At 39.6% G+C, this 17,581-nt stretch carries 18 protein-coding genes; all 18 read left to right on the top strand.

Going from position 1 to position 17,581, the window contains the following annotated elements; all coding sequences use genetic code 11:
- Nucleotides 1–76: 76 nt before the first annotated feature.
- The 18 genes from Hs30E_RS02675 (at nucleotide 77) to Hs30E_RS02595 (ending at nucleotide 17,451) form a co-directional block, all read left to right on the top strand.
- Nucleotides 77–1,966, top strand: a complete 1,890-nt coding sequence (locus Hs30E_RS02675) for an FAD-dependent oxidoreductase (protein WP_172207750.1) — start codon at nucleotides 77–79, stop codon at nucleotides 1,964–1,966.
- The gene (locus Hs30E_RS02670) at nucleotides 1,956–2,618 is read left to right on the top strand and encodes a hypothetical protein (protein WP_172207748.1); all 663 of its coding nucleotides are present in this window, start codon (nucleotides 1,956–1,958) and stop codon (nucleotides 2,616–2,618) included. Before Hs30E_RS02675 ends, Hs30E_RS02670 begins: the two co-directional genes overlap by 11 nt.
- On the top strand, nucleotides 2,611–4,518 hold the full coding sequence (locus Hs30E_RS02665; RefSeq protein ID WP_172207746.1) for a glycosyltransferase family 2 protein: 1,908 nt from the start codon (nucleotides 2,611–2,613) through the stop codon (nucleotides 4,516–4,518). Before Hs30E_RS02670 ends, Hs30E_RS02665 begins: the two co-directional genes overlap by 8 nt.
- 93 nt (nucleotides 4,519–4,611) lie before the next feature.
- Nucleotides 4,612–4,941 (top strand): putative DNA-binding protein, encoded by a 330-nt coding sequence (locus Hs30E_RS02660; RefSeq protein WP_172207745.1) that lies wholly within the window; start codon nucleotides 4,612–4,614, stop codon nucleotides 4,939–4,941.
- A gap of 5 nt (nucleotides 4,942–4,946) precedes the next feature.
- On the top strand, nucleotides 4,947–5,642 hold the full coding sequence (locus Hs30E_RS02655) for a hypothetical protein (protein WP_172207743.1): 696 nt from the start codon (nucleotides 4,947–4,949) through the stop codon (nucleotides 5,640–5,642).
- Nucleotides 5,643–5,696: 54 nt separating this feature from the next.
- Nucleotides 5,697–7,214 carry a signal recognition particle protein gene (gene ffh / locus Hs30E_RS02650; protein ID WP_172207741.1) on the top strand — a complete coding sequence of 506 codons (1,518 nt, stop codon included), beginning with the start codon at nucleotides 5,697–5,699 and terminating at the stop codon, nucleotides 7,212–7,214.
- A gap of 66 nt (nucleotides 7,215–7,280) precedes the next feature.
- Nucleotides 7,281–7,763, top strand: coding sequence for a shikimate kinase (locus tag Hs30E_RS02645; RefSeq protein WP_172207740.1), 483 nt, complete (start codon nucleotides 7,281–7,283; stop codon nucleotides 7,761–7,763).
- A complete protein-coding gene (gene pheA / locus Hs30E_RS02640) occupies nucleotides 7,760–8,587 on the top strand; it encodes a prephenate dehydratase (RefSeq protein ID WP_172207738.1) in 828 nt (275 codons plus the stop codon). The genes Hs30E_RS02645 and pheA overlap by 4 nt, the downstream gene beginning before the upstream one ends.
- Nucleotides 8,588–8,597: 10 nt before the next feature.
- Nucleotides 8,598–9,089, top strand: coding sequence for a YdeI/OmpD-associated family protein (locus Hs30E_RS02635; RefSeq protein ID WP_172207737.1), 492 nt, complete (start codon nucleotides 8,598–8,600; stop codon nucleotides 9,087–9,089).
- Between the two features lie 21 nt (nucleotides 9,090–9,110).
- The gene (locus tag Hs30E_RS02630; protein WP_489752587.1) at nucleotides 9,111–9,410 is read left to right on the top strand and encodes a hypothetical protein; all 300 of its coding nucleotides are present in this window, start codon (nucleotides 9,111–9,113) and stop codon (nucleotides 9,408–9,410) included.
- Nucleotides 9,411–9,639: 229 nt separating this feature from the next.
- Complete coding sequence (locus tag Hs30E_RS11085; protein ID WP_228461975.1) at nucleotides 9,640–9,762, top strand: YxeA family protein; 123 nt, start codon at nucleotides 9,640–9,642, stop codon at nucleotides 9,760–9,762.
- Nucleotides 9,750–9,923 (top strand): YxeA family protein, encoded by a 174-nt coding sequence (locus tag Hs30E_RS11490; RefSeq protein ID WP_172207734.1) that lies wholly within the window; start codon nucleotides 9,750–9,752, stop codon nucleotides 9,921–9,923. Before Hs30E_RS11085 ends, Hs30E_RS11490 begins: the two co-directional genes overlap by 13 nt.
- The gene (locus tag Hs30E_RS02620) at nucleotides 9,923–10,675 is read left to right on the top strand and encodes an ABC transporter ATP-binding protein (RefSeq protein WP_172207732.1); all 753 of its coding nucleotides are present in this window, start codon (nucleotides 9,923–9,925) and stop codon (nucleotides 10,673–10,675) included. The genes Hs30E_RS11490 and Hs30E_RS02620 overlap by 1 nt, the downstream gene beginning before the upstream one ends.
- Complete coding sequence (locus Hs30E_RS02615) at nucleotides 10,675–12,603, top strand: FtsX-like permease family protein (protein WP_172207731.1); 1,929 nt, start codon at nucleotides 10,675–10,677, stop codon at nucleotides 12,601–12,603. The genes Hs30E_RS02620 and Hs30E_RS02615 overlap by 1 nt, the downstream gene beginning before the upstream one ends.
- Nucleotides 12,604–12,690: 87 nt before the next feature.
- A complete protein-coding gene (locus Hs30E_RS02610) occupies nucleotides 12,691–13,347 on the top strand; it encodes a response regulator transcription factor (RefSeq protein ID WP_172207729.1) in 657 nt (218 codons plus the stop codon).
- Nucleotides 13,344–14,306: a sensor histidine kinase gene (locus Hs30E_RS02605; protein WP_172207728.1), complete on the top strand. Its 963-nt coding sequence runs from the start codon at nucleotides 13,344–13,346 to the stop codon at nucleotides 14,304–14,306. The genes Hs30E_RS02610 and Hs30E_RS02605 overlap by 4 nt, the downstream gene beginning before the upstream one ends.
- A 229-nt stretch (nucleotides 14,307–14,535) precedes the next feature.
- Nucleotides 14,536–15,885 carry a methylenetetrahydrofolate--tRNA-(uracil(54)-C(5))-methyltransferase (FADH(2)-oxidizing) TrmFO gene (trmFO, locus tag Hs30E_RS02600; protein WP_172207785.1) on the top strand — a complete coding sequence of 450 codons (1,350 nt, stop codon included), beginning with the start codon at nucleotides 14,536–14,538 and terminating at the stop codon, nucleotides 15,883–15,885.
- A 318-nt stretch (nucleotides 15,886–16,203) separates the two neighbouring features.
- Nucleotides 16,204–17,451 (top strand): diaminopimelate decarboxylase, encoded by a 1,248-nt coding sequence (locus tag Hs30E_RS02595; protein ID WP_172207726.1) that lies wholly within the window; start codon nucleotides 16,204–16,206, stop codon nucleotides 17,449–17,451.
- Nucleotides 17,452–17,581: the final 130 nt, after the last annotated feature.

Here is a 17,581-nt window from a genome sequence, read left to right as displayed (position 1 = left end):
CGTTATCTTTTTATGATTAAACGAATATAACGTCTTTGACTTTCTAAGACGTTTTTTTGATAATGAGGAAATAAAAATGGCGACAAAAACAATCGTTACCTATGCTAGTTATTATGGTGCAAGTGAGCGTTATGCCAAAAAAATGGCGGAAATTCTTGCTTGTGATAGTTTTGAGATAAAAGATAATGAAACGGTCAATTTGCAACCTTTTGACACAATTGTCCATTTTGGTGGTCTTTATACTGAAGGAATTTTAGGTGTAGCGACTGTGCTTGCAACGCCTCATTTTATTGCGAAAAAAATTATCATTGTAACTGTTGGTCAGACGGATCCAGCAACGACAAATTATGACGGTTATGTGCGGACAGCGACACAAGATAATTTTCCGCAGGTCAAATTTTTCCATTTGCGTGGTGCATTTGATCCTGCTAAGCTGACTTTGCGCCATAAGACAGAAGTAACGATTATGCTTGCGGCATATAAGGCGATTAAAAAAACACCAGAGCGCCAACTTTTCTTGGACACTTATGGTCAAAAAAGAGACTATGTCGATTTTGATACGCTTGAACCGATTAGAATTGCGGTTCAAGGGAATCGCGCGCAAAAAGTGGCGATTATTGGCGCTAGTCATGCGGGAATTTCCTGTGCCTTTCGCTTAAAAGCACACAATCCCGAGATGTTGCTAACTTTATTTGAGCTAAAACCTGAGATTACTTTTCGCTCTCAAGCTATTTCTTTTCAGCTTTTAGGCGCTAAAATTGCTAATAATGTTAATTATGCGACAGTTGATGAATTACTTGCTAAAAAGATTGAAGTCAAGATGCAAGCCTTGGTTGAAAGTGTTGATTTTGAGACACAGACTTTGAGTTATCGAAATTTAGCTGATGATGAGACTGCTAATTTTGCTTATGATAAATTAGTCATTGCAACAGGTGCTTATCCAGTTTTACCACCGATTGATAGTGATGAAAAGAGTGTTTCGGGTGTTTTCAGTTTTCAGACTTTTGAAGATATTGAAAAGCTGGACCATTTTTCTAACACGCATGATTCGCTGATAATTGTTGGCGGTGGTGTTGTTGGGTGTGAATTGGCGAATCTGATGCACAATCGTGGTCTGGAAGTAACGATTGTGCATGATCAAAAACAGCTGATTCCTAGCTGTTTAGATACGGCTGCGGCTGAAAAATTAGCTGATATTTTCCAAAAACGTGGGATTCAAATTCAGTTTAATCGCTTGGTCACTAGCTATGAAAGCGTAACTTCTGGTATTTTGCGCGAAAAAAACATTAAGGCAACACTTGATGACGAGACTGTCCTCAAGGCTTGCGGTATTATCATCGCAACTGGTTTGCGACCGTCTACTTTTTTCGTCAATGACCAGCTGACTTTGGGCAAGCACGGTGCCATTTTGACAAATGCTCAGATGATGACAAGCCTAAACAATGTTTATGCGGTGGGAGATTGTGCTGAGTATGTGCCTGAAAATGCGCAAGATTCTGTGTATTCGGCGCATGCGGCTGACGCGATTCGTGAGGGTGAGCTTGCGGCTATGGCGATTTTGGGCGAAAATGCGCATTTAAACACACATCAAGGCACTTATAAGCTGAATTTTACCGATTTGACTGTTGCTGTGACTGGTTTGACAAATGCACAAGCTGAGCAAAATGGCTTGAAAAGTCAGCAAGTCAGCTACACTAATCCGACACTTGATGGCAAAAATTTCACAAGTATGTGGTTGAACTACGCAAAAGAAACTGGGAAAGTCCTAGGTCTTCAAGTCATTTCCACCCTTGATGTTGCAGCTTTTGTTGATGTCATGTCAGTTGCAATTGAGCAAGATTTGACGATTTTTGATTTGGAATTTTCGGATCAATATTTTGAGCATGGTTATAAAAATCCAAGTGGTTGGTTTAGTATTTTCGCTGAATTAGTCCGTGCTGCTGGAGGTAGCGGTAATGGGCGCTAATGACCTCAAATCAGCAGAAAAAGATAAATTAAATCAGATGTTGTCACAGCTCCAAAGATTAGAACAGCTCAGACACGCCAGACAAAATCTTATCTCAGATGTCAAAAAGAAATCAGAGATGAAAACAAGGCAAATTGCACTCATTATCGCTGTGATGTTAGCCTTGTTTGTTGCAATTAGTGTCGCCTTTGCGATGAATCTATTAGCTGCCTCATCAAGTGGTATTCAGAATATTCTGAAATTTACAATCGTAATTTTTGTCATTGGAACAGGCGTTTTTTATCTTTTCGTCAAATTTCTCATGACGCGTGGCTTTCTTAAAACCATTTTCAAAACGATGGCAGATAAAGCTGAGGTAGCTAGCCAAACGCAGAAAAATGATTTGCTTGGCGAAAGTCAACAAATTATCCAAAATCCGATTTTCACGCAAAGTGATGTGCCGAGCAAGTATTTTAATATCCAAAATATCCGCATGATTCTCCGCTATTTTGATAGCGGACAGGCGTATAGTATCAAAATGGCAGTCTCTCTTTTTGAAAATGACCTAGCAACACAGGCTGACCATTATCAAAATAAATTTCAAAATGAGCCGACAATCTATGAATTAGAAGTCCAAGCTTGCGCCCACAAAGGAGGTCAGACTATTGATTGATCACTTACTAAGCCTTAACTGGTGGATGATCATTGTCCTATTTATTTTCGTTTTTTACCCGATTGTTGGCGGGATTTTTTGGATTGTCGCAGGTGCTTTTTACCATTTTCTATCAAAAGGACGTTTTCCAGATTTTCCAGAGGACATAACGCCCAAAAAACAGCCTTTTGTGACGATTATGCTCCCGTGTCACAACGAAGAAGTGGTTTTGCAAAATACCTTGTATTATTTGACCCAGCAGATTGATTATGATAATTATGAGATTTTAGCCATTTCTGACGGGTCAACTGATACAACCAATGAGATTCTTCGTGCTGAGTTGCAACATTCCCAAAAACTGCGGGTCATCAATGTTGAAAAAAATGCGGGCAAGGCACATGCCTTAACGCAAGCTGCCTTGCATGCCAAGGGGGAATTTCTCCTTTGTATTGATGCGGATAGTTTTGTGACAGGCGAATCTGTCAAGAAAATGTTGGCTTGGTTCTTGGTCGATTCCTTATTTTCAAATGCTGCAGAAGTGGGAGCAGTTACTGGCAATCCAACACCGCGCAATCGGTCGAGCTTACTTGGCAAACTCCAATTTGTTGAATACAACTCAATTATCGGTCTAACCAAACGTGCGCAGTCCATGATTGGTAGACTTTTCACGGTTTCTGGCGTTTGTGTCATGTATCGCAAATCGGCGCTGATTGATGTTGGCTTTTATGATCAGCGCAAAATTACCGAAGATATTGCGGTCTCGTGGCGTTTGCAGTTAGGTGGCTGGCGGATTCAGTATGCGCCAAATGCTCGGTGTTATATGCAAGTGCCAGAGGACATCAAAACACTTTACAAACAACGTCGGCGTTGGGCGCAAGGCGGTTTTGAAGTCTTTCTTGATAATGCCATTCGCGTGATTTTCAATCCCTTGCGAACTTTTCCGCAACTCGTTTTACTCATGGATAGTTTTGTCAGTATCATGTGGGCGATTTTCTGGGCGATTTCCTCGCTTTTTACAGTCGGTTTGATTGTCTGGGAGGCAGTACATCAGCAGTACAATGCGCTTTTTATCTTTATCATGATTAATCTGATTTTTATCGCTTTTGAGTTCGTTGTCGGCATTATTCAGCTGACGACTTCCCTCGTTTTCAATGACAGCGACCGCTCAACCTATCGTTATATTTTCTTTGCGGGGTGGTATACTTGGCTTTACTGGCTGATTTCCCCGATTACACTGATAGCTGCCATTCCGCGCGCCTTTAAAAGCATGTTTTCTGACGGCGGTGGCACATGGGTCTCGCCAGTTCGTGATGCGGATCATGAGCCAGCTGAAAATGGTAACCAGACCACAAACAAAGTGATGACAACTGCTAAAGAGGTCAAAGAACCCATTCTCAGCGACGCTGAAATGAATAAAAAAGTCATATTTGACCTCTTTTTTGATAAAAAAGGCAAACTAACGCCCGGAATTATCATGTTTCGTGTCAAGCAAATCGCAGGCACGCTAATCGTCTGGATCGTGACTCTCGCACCAATTGTCATTATCGCAAGAGAAATGATTTTTTATCTGACAGGCAAACACAAACCCAGTTTATATTACAAGGAAGTCCCCAAACTTTTTGAAAACTTTCTGACGTCCACAGTGATAACCGTCGGTATTGTCGGCATTGTCACGATTGCTTTTAACTTTTATCGAGAATATTTGCTAACGTCCAAAACCCATACCAGCAATTTTGATGAAACGCATCAAGATATTGCAGACAAAAAAGACTTGCTAGAATTTCATTTCCAAGGTGTTCTTGGTTTACCAGATGAACGAACGGAAAAACGCTGGATTGATATTATTCCTGAGAATAATATCGGGAAAGATGAGATTGATGTTTTGTATGAGAAGTTGGGGGAGGATAGTGAGAAAATGTGACACCATAAAAACTAATAAAACGGCATTTTATATGAAAAACTTTCCTTTACAACATTTACATGATAGCGCCTATTTTTTGGTATAATAGAAACTATGGAAATCGAAAAAACGAATCGAATGAATGCCCTGTTTGAATTTTACGCCACATTGTTGACGGAAAAGCAGATGAATTATATCGAGCTTTATTATGCGGACGATTACTCGTTGGCGGAGATTGCTGAGGCGTATCATGTGTCGCGTCAAGCTGTTTATGACAATATCAAGCGGACGGAAAAAGTGCTTGAAAGCTATGAAACCAAGCTCCATATGTACTCGGACTACATCGTGCGCGAGCAAATTTTTGGCGATATTTTGACGAAATATGCGACTGATTCTTATCTGGTTGAGCAGATTTTGATTTTGCAGAGTTTGGAGAATGAGTAAGCCCTATGAAACTAAATTTATTTTGGCCTGTTTATAAAAATCTTGAAAAGGAAGTTTTGAATCTTACTTATGCGATTCATTTTTCTGACAAACAACTTAATACTTATTCAAATAAAATCGCTGAATTGATTTTACGTTGTGGTACATATATTGAAAGTGTTTCAAAGGAATTGTATAAAGAGGAGTTCAAAAAAGACAATAACGATTTTCTGCAGTGTATTGATAAATTTATCAAGGAATGGAAATTAGAGGAAAAAGTTGTTCAAATTGCGGCACAAAATATGTACTTTTCGGAGAATCAACAGATTTTCCCGTTTAAAAAAGATGAAAAAAAACATCGTTTTAAAAATGGAAATAAAATTTTTGAGAAAAAAGGCAAACCCCGCGATGTTTGGCTGGAAGATGATAAAAAAGAGATTCATTCTTGGAACAATGCTTACAATGGCTTAAAACATGATTATTCACGTCATCTGAAATATTTTGGAAATGTGAAAAATTTGTTACAGAGTATGGCGGCATTATATTTGTTGAATGTTTATTATAAGAATAAAAAAGTTGCAGATAGTATAAATAAAGGGGATTTCCCCGATTCTCTAGGTTCTGATTTATTTATAGTGAATGTTTTGGCTAAATATTCAGAAAGACAAAAAGATCTGATCGAAGTACTTAAGTCCTTAGAATGGGTGGAAGTAATTGGTTAACATAAAAATGATAAGGAGAATCTGAATTTATAAAATTCAGATAAAATAAAAAAAATGGCATTTGAAAACCTAACAGAACGCCTACAAGGCGTATTCAAAAACTTGCGTGGCAAGAAGAAAATCACTGAAAATGATGTGCTTGAAATCACAAAGGAAATTCGCGTTGCGCTTTTGGAGGCTGACGTGGCTTTGCCTGTGGTCAAGAAATTTATCCGAAATATTCGCACGCGGGCAATTGGTGTGGAGGTTTCTGAGGCGTTGCAACCTGCGCAACAAGTGATTAAAATCGTTGATGAGGAGTTGACGGCAATTCTTGGTGGTGGCGAGTCTGAGCTTGATAAATCTCCGAAAATTCCGACAATTATCATGATGGCGGGTCTCCAAGGGGCTGGTAAGACGACTTTTGCGGGGAAACTGGCAAAACGGTTGAAAGAGACTGAAAATGCTCGTCCTCTCATGATTGCTGCTGATGTCTACCGTCCTGCTGCCATTGAACAGCTGAAAACGGTGGGAAGTCAAGTGGATGTGCCTGTTTTTGAGGAGGGGACGACTGTTGCGCCTGTTGAGATTGTGCGCCATGGGCTTGCGCTTGCGGCTGAAAAGCGCAACGATTATGTGCTGATTGATACGGCGGGGCGGCTTGAGATTGATGAAAAACTCATGGATGAGCTGGTTCAAATCAAGGCGCTTGCGCAACCGACGGAGATTTTGCTCGTTGTTGATGCGATGACGGGGCAAGTTGCGGCTGATGTTGCCAAGAAGTTTAATGAAACATTAGATGTTACTGGTGTTATCATTACAAAACTTGACGGCGATACACGTGGTGGGGCGGCTTTGTCAATTCGTGAAATCACTGGTAAGCCGATTAAATTTGTTGGGACGGGTGAAAAATTGACCGATTTGGAAGTTTTCTATCCTGATCGTATGAGTTCGCGGATTCTTGGCATGGGGGATATGCTCACGCTGATTGAAAAGGCGCAGAGTCAGTATGATGAGGCTGAATCGCTCAAACTCGCTGAGAAAATGCGGGAAAATACCTTTGATTTCAACGATTTCATTGAGCAACTCGACCAAGTACAATCTATGGGACCATTGGACGAAATCATGAAAATGATTCCTGGTATGTCGGAAATGCCAGGTATGGCAAATGTTAAGGTGGACGAGAAAGATATTGCCAGAAAACGCGCAATGGTGCTGTCAATGACACCCGAGGAGCGTGCTAATCCCGATATTATCAACCCTAGTCGTCGTCGTCGCATTGCTGCTGGTTCGGGGAATACTTTCATTGAAGTTAATAAATTAATTAAACAATTTAACGAATCTAAGAAGATGATGAATGGTCTGATGAACGGCGATATGGCGTCTATGCTAGGTGGCATGGGGGGAAAAATGCCAAATATGCTGGGTGGTATGCCTGATATGAGTGCGCTAGGCGATATGGCTGGGGGCATGCCCGATATGAGCGCTATGTTTGGTGGCGGTGTCAAGGGGAAAGTTGGCAAACTTGCCATGAATGCTGCTATGAAACGCGCGCAGAAGAAGATGAAAAAGGGTAAGAAGAAGAAAAAATAAAGTTTCTTTCGGGGTAATTTTGCGATTTTAGACACTGTTTTTTCTGAAATAAATGAAACGAGAATCATGACAACTTTTCTAATAGGCTTTATGGGTTCGGGAAAATCAACGATTGCAAGCTTGCTTTCAGCTGATTTTGTGGATATGGATACGGTGATTGTTGACAAAATTGGCATGCCGATTGCTGATTTTTTTGCGCAGTTTGGTGAGAGGCGTTTTCGAGAAATTGAATCGCAAGTTTTGCAAGAATTGACGACTTCTGGGCGTGTGATTGCGACTGGTGGCGGTGTCGTGGTTGCTGCTGAAAATCGGCGGATTTTGCATGAATCAACTGCTGAAGTGATTTATCTCAAGGCTGATTTTTCTGAACTTTATCGGCGAATTTCGGCGGATAGACAAAATGTTCGACCGATTTTTGAAAATAATTCACGCGCTGATTTACAGCTAATATTTGACAAAAGAGTTGCATTTTACGAAGAAATCGCTAGTAAAATCATCACGGTAACAGGCAAATCGCCATGCGAAATAGTAAAGGAAATTCAAACATGAAAATTGGTTTTTTGGGACCGAAAGCGTCCTTTACTTATGCGGTCGCACAAGCGGCATTTCCGAACGTTTCCGATGAATTGGTCGCTTTTGATACGATTACTGAGGTAATCAGAAATTATGAACAAGGTTTGGTTGATTTCGCCATTGTTCCTGTCGAAAATTCGATAGAGGGGAGCGTACACCAGACGGTTGATTATCTCTTTTTGCAGGCGGAAAATATTTGTGCGCAGGCGGAAATCGTACAACCTATCAAGCAGCAGTTAATGGCGACTTCTGCTGACAAGCCGATTGACAAGATTTTTTCACATCCGCAAGCAATTGCGCAGTCACTCAAATATTTGCAGCAACATTTTCCGAATGCGACAATCGAAAGTACGGATAGCACAGCATATGCGGCGCAGTTTATCGCGCAAAACTCAGCTCAAAATTTTGCAGCGATTGCTCCTAGTGCAAGTGCAACTGAATACGGCTTGACAATTATTGCGCGTGATATTCAAGAGATTGATGAGAATTTTACGCGTTTCTGGCTTTTGGGCGATGTCAAACCTCAGATTCCATTGCCGATTGAAACGGAAAAAATGACTTTGGCGCTAACTTTACCTGATAATCTCCCAGGTGCGCTGTATAAGGCTTTGAAGATTTTTGCAGATTTTGGGGTTGATTTGACCAAAATCGAGTCGCGACCTTTGAAAACTTTCTTGGGGGAGTATTTTTTCTTGATTGATGCCAAGTATTCGGGCGATTATCAGTATTTGGTCAATGCGCTTGAAAGATTGGGCGTGACGGTTAAGAATTTAGGGCAGTATCGAGTTTATAAGATGTGACTGGAGAAAAATGCAAAAAAGCTATGAATTTACCGACGAGTTGAAAATTATCGGCGCTAATCCTTATCTGACAGTTCCTGTTGCCATTTTGCGAGCGATTTTTGCTGATGCTAAAAAATCGACTGGTCCGATTCAAGTCAAGGGCGAGATAAACGGCAAGGCTTACAAGCAAACTTTGGTCAAATACTCGGGTGCTTGGCGTTTTTATGTGAATATGACCATGCTGAAAAAATCCCCAGAACGAATTGGCGAGAGTTGTACGGTCACGATTGCTTTTGATCCTGTTTCACGCAAATTTGCGATGCCTGAAAAATTACGTTTGGCATTAGCTGAAACACCGCAAGCTCAGCAAGTTTTTGACAGGTTATCGCCGTCAAGGCAGCATGAAATTGTTCGTTATATTGCGAGATTGAAGTCGGAAGAAACGGTTGACAGAAATATTGTGCGAGCCATTGATTTTCTGCTTGGTAAGGGGCGTTTTGTTGGGCGAGATAAGCCTTGAGTTATTTTTGTGTTCTATTTTATGGTTAATAACTTAGAGAATGAGAAAGACATTATGGTTATGAAAATGAGAATGATTGATACCATGTATTCAACCAATTTTAATAAACAACAAGAAAAGAATGCACTACAAGAGATTGCTCAAAAAATAATAGATAATAATTTTGATGAACGTTTAAAAAATGGTGATATAGAAGTCATATCAGATATTATTAACGAATTAAACTACAAGCCATGTTCATTCTTACATTTCTGTAAGAAAACAACCCAGACCTGTAAGAATCGCAGGTCTTTTTTGTGCGATAATAAAAGTATCAAATAAAAGGAATTGCAAACACATGCAAAACCTAAGAAATGGAGAAATTATACTCAATTCGTTAAAAATAAAGAACATCTTCAATAGCCTCACTATCGGCATAAGCCAAAATTCTCTTTTAGATTGTTTTATCATAGGTCATACTTACAGTATATCATACGTTGCGCTTTTTTATCGAATCGAGTATAATTAGCATAATAGTCGTGGTGCTAGTCATTATTGGTGCGCTTATGCGATGCATCAAAAAAGTTACGGCGGTGAGACTTATTATGTGAAAATCGTCGTGGACGGTACTCAAAGTAAGGCTGATAGTGGGAGAGTTTACACGAACTATCGTTATAAAAAATGTCAGCCGTAAATCAAAAAAGTAAGCGGAAAACACTTACTTTTACAGCTAATTATAACTTTAGAAAAGGGGCTTATCTGGCATTAACTGTCAATAAAACCAAAGGTGTGATGAGTTATAAAAAAGTTAAAAAGTCAGAAATAAACGCAGAAATTATAAAGGAGCTCAACTAATGTTTTTACAAGTCAATCATTTAGAAAAAACTTTCCAAACGCGCTTTTCAAAGGAAAAAACGCAAGCCTTGCGCGATGTGAATTTTACAGCAGAAAAGGGCGAGTTTATCGCAATCATGGGCGAAAGTGGGAGTGGTAAGACAACTTTGCTTAATATCTTGGCAACGCTAGAAAAATCAAGTTCTGGCGATGTGATATTAGAGGGCAAGAAAATCAGCACGATTAAAGAACAACAGCTCGCTGAATTTCGCCGTGACCATCTGGGCTTTGTCTTTCAAGATTTTAATTTGCTTGATACGCTCAGTGTTCGTGACAATATCTTCTTGCCACTTGTCCTTGGTCGCCATAAATATGCCGAAATGGCGGAACGATTGGCGCTTTTAGCGCCAAAACTGCATATCGCAGATTTACTTGATAAACAACCGTTTGAGCTGTCTGGTGGGCAAAAACAGCGTGTTGCGATTGCGCGTGCCTTGATTACCAATCCCAAATTAATTTTGGCAGATGAGCCGACTGCGGCGCTTGACTCCAAAAATTCAGACAATTTATTGGTTTTATTTGAAAAAATCAATGCTGAAGGGCAAACGATTCTCATGGTAACGCATTCAAGTCTTGCTGCCAGCCATGCCAACCGTGTGCTTTTCATCAAAGACGGTAAAATTTTTCATCAACTTTACCGTGCGGGCAAGACGACAAGCGACTTTAACCGTGACATCACAACTGCCATGACAAGTCTGTTAGGAGGGCAATGATGTTTTATCTCAAACTTGCTTATCAAAATATTCGGAAATCTCTAGCGACTTTCGCTCCCTTTTTACTTGCCGCCACCGTCATGTTTGCGATGACTTTGATTTTGTCCACAATTGCTTTTTCATCAAGTGTTGACGAACTTAAAGGCGCAGAATACGTCAGATTTTTGTTGCTCTTAGGTCTAGCCATCATTGTCTTTTTTGCCATTATCATTGTCAGTTATAGTTATCGTTTTTTGCTCAAACAACGGACGAAAGAATTTGGTCTTTACAATATTTTAGGACTAAATAAACGCAATATTGCGACGATTTCATTCTGGGAATTAGTGCTGTCATTCCTTGCAACATTGTTAGTCGGCACGATTTTAGGTGTGATTTTCTCACAGTTTTTATATCTGATTTTTGTCAATCTCATCGGTAGTGATTATTTTGCACTCAAACTTTCGCTCAAAGCAATTTTATTGACAATTGTGGTTTTTGCCCTCATTTTCGGTCTACTCATGCTTTTCGCTTTTCTGACCATTCGACGCAATTCAGCGATTAGTCTTTTGCAAGATAATGGTCGTGGCGAACGTGAACCGCGTGGTCGATTGGTTATTTCGATTCTCAGCCTTGCTATGATTGGCATTGCCTATTATCTGGCGCTGAGTGTCAAAAGTCCGATAGAGGCACTGATGAAATTTGCAATCGCTGTTGTCCTTGTCATTATTGGGACTTACCTGCTTTATCTTGGTGTGACGATTTTCATCTTGAAACGCCAAAAAGCCAATAAAGCCTATTACTACAAGCCAGAGCATTTCATCACGACCAGCAGCATGCTTTATCGCATGAAGACAAATGCCGTTGGTCTTGCCAATATCACAATTCTTGTGACCATGACTTTTGTCATGCTTGCTACATCTGTTACCCTTTATGTTGGCACCGAAAAAGTTATCAAAGATCAATTTCCACAAAATAGCAATATTACTGTGTTCGGTTCAAATATTGCCGAAAATGAGCAAATACTAATTGATTTTGTTGAAAAAAATGATATAAAAACATCAAAAATTAAATCTTATTCAACTTTTATGGCTTTAGAGGTTTTCAATGTTAATCAAACTAAAGAGGCAAAATTTCCAAGTAAAACTAAAGGTGGCAGTGATTTTGCAGAAATTAGTTTTGTGACACGTGATGATATGGTTAAAATTGGGAACGATTTACCCGAAATTCAAGCGAATCAAGTACTGATTTGTAATCAAACGGGCAAGCGCGACGTCAAAACGATTGACTGGTACGGCGAAAAATTAGAGGTCACAAAAACAGTCATGCTTAATAATTTTCCGCTCTTTTTAGCCACTTATGACACATTTGTCCTAGTTGTAAAAGACGAGGAGGTTCTTCTTAAACTCAATAGTCTTTATTCAAATCTTTATACAACCTTTGAAACAAGGACTTTTATGACGCTGTCTGATGACGAACAAGCAACACTTATGGCGGTTAATACGACTAATGGTAATCTCCATGTTTCAACTGAGAAAGATAGCATGACTGCCACACTTTCCTTTACAGGCGGTTTCCTGTTCATCGGCTTTATCCTAGGCATGACCTTTATTCTCGGTGCTGCTCTGATTATTTATTACAAACAAATTTCAGAGGGCGCAGAGGACAAGCGGAGTTATCGTATCTTGCAAGAAGTTGGCTTGACCAAAAAAGAAGTCAAAAAGTCGATTAATTCTCAAATTTTGATTGTCTTTTTCATGCCAATCGTGGTCAGTGTGATTCATTTTTCGGCTGCTTTCGTGATGATTTCTAAACTCATCAAACTCTTTTCAATCACAGATATGACAATGATTGCGAGCGTGAGTATCATCACAATTTTGATTATCTCAGCTATTTATTATCTGATTTATCGCAAAACATCAAGGGTTTATTATCAAATTGTTGAGCGGTGAGGGGGGGGGAGATAAATCCAGCAGAGCGAATTGAGTTATCGACAATCTAATTGCGCCTAACGGTGCTTTTTTTGGTAAAATAGAAGTATGAAGAATAAAGTTTTTATTGTTGAAGATGACGAAACGATTGTTAAGTTATTACGTGATAAATTAACGGAGGAATTTCAAGTCACTGTTATTAGTAATTTTCGTGCTGTCGCAAGTGAAATCACAGACACGCAACCCGATTTGGTGTTAATGGATATTACCTTGCCCTATTTTAATGGTTTTTATTGGACAACCGAAATTCGTAAAAATAGTGATTTACCGATTATTTTCATTTCCAGTGCAACTGATGAGATGACTGCAGTTATGGCGATGAATATGGGTGCTGATGATTTTATCAGTAAGCCGTTTTCAATCGAGATTTTAATTGCCAAAATCAATGCGCTTTTAAGGCGCACACAAATACAGGCAAAAAAGTTAAGTTTTGACAATTTCACGCTAGATACACAAGGCAATTTTTCAAATGGTCTTGTGAGCATTAGCTTGACTAAAACGGAGAGCGTTATCATGACTTTGTTGCTTGAACAGTCTGGCAGTATCGTTGACAAGCACGATATGCTCAAAAAATTGTGGGAAAGCGATGATTTTATTGATGACAATACTTTAAATGTCAATATGAGTCGCTTGCGTAAGAAACTGCTCCAAGTTGATTTTGATAAGATTCATACAGTCAGAGGTGTGGGGTATGTGGTCAAATGACGGCTTATTTTCGACTTTTTAAGTCCTTTTGCCAAGAGAAAATCGGCGATATTCTGGCATTTTTTGTGTCAGAAGGCTTGATTGCGTTGATTTTAGTCTTGCAAAAACTCGATTTGCAACTATTTGTGACGGCTTTTCTAATGCCTTTGCTTATTTTTGATCTATTTTTTGCCCTTTCCTTTGCCAAATTTGTTCGACAACACCATTTTCTCCAACAGATTAGCGTTGAAAATCTGCCAAATTTTCTATCTGGCGGGCTAATTGAGCAAGATTATCAAGAAATTATTGCCCAACTTGATTGTCTTAGTCAGCAAAAATATCGAGAAGTCGTACAATTTGATAAGGATTTGCTTGATTTGACTAAACTTTGGACACATCAGATGAAAGTGCCACTAGCAGCACTTGATTTGATGGCACAAACTGATCATTTGACTAAAATCGACGTTCAAAATCAGTTGCTAGAGTTGGATAACTATCTCAATATTTTGCTGAGTTATTTGCGCTTGCAAAATACAGCGACTGATTTTCGTTTTGAAACATTTGATGTTGCTGACATTGCGCGTGACCTTGTCAAAAAATATGCCAGTCTTTCTATTTTGAAAAATCTGTCGGTTACGATTGTCGGCGGTTGGGAAGTCACCAGTGATAAAAAATGGCTAACCATGGCGCTTGAACAAATCATCAACAATGCCGTCAAATATACAAAAACAGGTGGTTTAATAATTAGTTTCGACAAAAATATCACAAGTTCTGATATGGGCATTGGTATTTTGCCAGAAGATATTCCGCGCCTTTTTGAGCATGGTTTCACTGGCTATAATGGTCGTAAAAATCAGAAATCAACGGGTCTCGGTCTTTATCTTGTCAAAGATATTTTGGATAAACTTGATTTTGAGATAAAGATTACAAGTCAAGTTGAAGTTGGTACTAAGGTAATAATTTGGAAAAAGGATGACTGATAAATGGCTTTTTTTGAGGTCAGTCTCCTTGTTTTACATAGTTTAAATTATGTAAAACAAGTAAAGATAAACTGTAAACAAACGTCAATTTTAACATTAAAATTCCGGAATTATTAATTGCCATAAACGCAGTAGAACAGAATAATTTAAATTATGTAAAACAATCATTTTTTGATGTTTACCTCCCAAATATGCTATAATAAAGTCTAACATAAAAATAAGGAAATCAATCATGTCAAATCATATCAATGTCATTGGTGCAGGAATTGCGGGGTCAGAGGCAGCTTATCAAATCGCCAAGCGTGGCATTCCTGTTAAACTCTACGAAATGCGAGGTGTCAAGGCAACACCGCAACATAAAACAACAGATTTCGCAGAATTAGTCTGCTCAAATTCCCTACGTGGCGATTCATTGACCAATGCTGTTGGCTTACTCAAAGAAGAAATGCGCCGACTTGATAGTGTGATTATTCGTTCGGCTGATGAAACTCGTGTGCCTGCTGGTGGTGCTTTGGCAGTCGATCGTGCCGGCTTTTCTGCGCTTGTCACTTCTAAAATAAGCAATCAGCCATTGATAGAAGTCATTCGCAAAGAAATCACGGCAATTCCAAGTGATGAGATTACCGTGATTGCCTCTGGTCCCTTGACTTCTGATACATTAGCCCAAAAAATTCATACGCTTAACGGCGGTAACGGCTTTTACTTTTACGATGCGGCAGCGCCGATAGTTGATGTTGCAAGCATTGACATGAGTAAGGTCTATCTCAAATCGCGCTATGACAAGGGCGAGGCGGCTTATCTCAATGCACCCATGACCAAGGAAGAGTTTCAAAATTTTCAGCAAGCGCTTGTCAAGGCAGAAGTCGCCGAGATTAAGGCTTTTGAAAAGGAGAAATATTTCGAGGGCTGTATGCCGATAGAAGTCATTGCGGCGCGCGGTTTCAAGACCATGCTCTTTGGTCCGATGAAACCTGTCGGGCTTGAAAATCCAAATGAAACCTATACCGTTACCAAGCGAGATGGCACGACCTATGAGACAAATGTGCCTTACGCCGTGATTCAGCTCCGTCAAGACGATGCGGCGGCTAGTCTCTATAATATCGTCGGTTTTCAGACACATCTCAAATGGGGCGAGCAAAAGCGCATTTTCCGTATGATTCCAGGGCTTGAAAATGCGGAATTTGTTCGCTATGGTGTGATGCACCGCAATTCTTATATGGATTCGCCACAACTTTTGAGCCAAACTTTTCAGTCGAAAAAGCAGGATAAGATCTTTTTTGCCGGTCAGATGACTGGTGTTGAGGGCTATGTCGAGTCAGCTGCCTCTGGTCTGGTTGCGGGCATTAACGCTGCTAGGTTGTACCATGGAAAAGCACCACTTATCTTCCCTCAAACCACAGCAATCGGTGCGCTGCCTTACTATATCACGCATGCAAGTAGTAAAAATTTTCAGCCGATGAACGTGAATTTTGGCATTATCAAAGCACTTGACGGCGAACGCATTCGTGATAAGAAAGCACGTTATACAGCAATTGCTGAACGTGCTTTAAAAGACTTGCAAGATTATTTAAACGCATGAATTTTACATATTTCTAATTATGTAAAATTCATGATACTGAAAAATAAGCACCACTAGGCATCAAGTAATCACAGACGCAAGCTTTCGCCTAAAATTAGGATGAGCCGTAAGCGAACATCGTTCGTGCGGACAAAACATCTATTTTCCTAGAAAGTTAGCTTGAAGTTCAAATAACATGATACTGAAAGCGATGCGACGGAGTCGCAAACTTTCGTAGAAAATTAGTGATTCGCCGTAAACAAGCGCAGCTTGTGCGGACAAATCGTCTATTTTTCTAGAAAGTTAGCTTGAAGTTCAAATAGTAAGGAGAATCATCAGATGAAAATCCCTTTTGTCACAGCAGAACAACTTGAAAAAATCACAGCAGAATTTCCGACACCTTTTCATCTTTACGACGAAAAAGGCATTCGTGAAAAAGCACGCGCCCTCAACCAAGCTTTCAGTTGGAATCCTGGTTTCAAGGAATATTTTGCTGTCAAAGCAACACCGACACCCACCATTTTGAAGATTTTACAAGAAGAAAATTGCGGTGTCGATTGTGCCTCAGAAATTGAACTCCTCATGTCTCACAAACTTGGCTTTAAAGGCGAGGACATCATGTTTTCATCAAATGACACCCCCGCTAAAGAATTTCAATACGCTCGAAAACTTGGGGCAACACTCAATCTTGATGCCTACGAACATGTTGAATTTTTGAAAAATGTGACAACAATTCCTGAAATTATCTCATGCCGATATAATCCTGGTGGTATTTTTACGCTAGGAACAGACATCATGAACAATCCTGAAGAATCGAAATTTGGCATGACCAAATCGCAGCTGATTCAAGCCTTTAAAGACTTGAAAGCGCTCGGTGTCAAAAAATTTGGCATTCATTCATTTTTAGCCTCAAATACAGTAACTAATGACTATTATCCGACACTTGCCAAAGCATTATTTGAATTGGCAGTAGAAGTTGTTGCTGAAACTGATGTTGCGTTAGATTTTATCAATCTTTCAGGTGGTATTGGTGTCAATTACAAACCAGAACAGACAGAAAACGACATCTTTAAAATTGGCGATGGTGTGAGAAAAGCCTATGAAAAAGTACTGACACCAAATAATTTAGGGCATATTAAAATTTTTACGGAACTTGGGCGTTTTATGCTAGCACCACATGGTCATCTTATTACCAAAGTTTTGCATAAAAAGCAGACTTATCGTGACTATATCGGCGTTGATGCCTGCGCTGTCAACTTGATGCGACCTGCGATTTACGATGCTTATCATCATATTAGCGTCTCTGGTAAAGAAATTCTGCCAGAAACTGAGAGTTACGACGTTGTTGGTTCTTTGTGTGAAAATAATGATAAATTTGCCAAGCAAAGAAAGTTGCCACCGATTGAAGTCGGAGACACCTTAATCATCCACGATACAGGTGCACACGGCTTTTCCATGGGCTATCAATACAATGCTAAATTGCGTTCAGCTGAGATTTTATGGCAAGAAAATGGCACCCCACGCATGATTCGTCGAGCTGAAAATGCGGCTGATTATTTTGCAACTTTGTATGGATTTGATTTTTGAAAATGTCAAGCGAAATTGAAAATGTCCCAAAAAAAGTCTAAACATGAGTTACATTTTGCTAAAGCAAAATTTGCTTTTAGATTCCATTTTTGATATTATTGAGTTATGATTTAGGCTGAATTTTCAGCTT

The organism is Pseudolactococcus hodotermopsidis, from assembly GCF_011170085.1.
Classification (GTDB): Bacteria; Bacillota; Bacilli; order Lactobacillales; family Streptococcaceae; genus Pseudolactococcus; species Pseudolactococcus hodotermopsidis.
The sequence above is the reverse complement of the archived record's forward strand: the minus strand, read 5'-3'. Positions and strand labels throughout refer to the sequence as shown.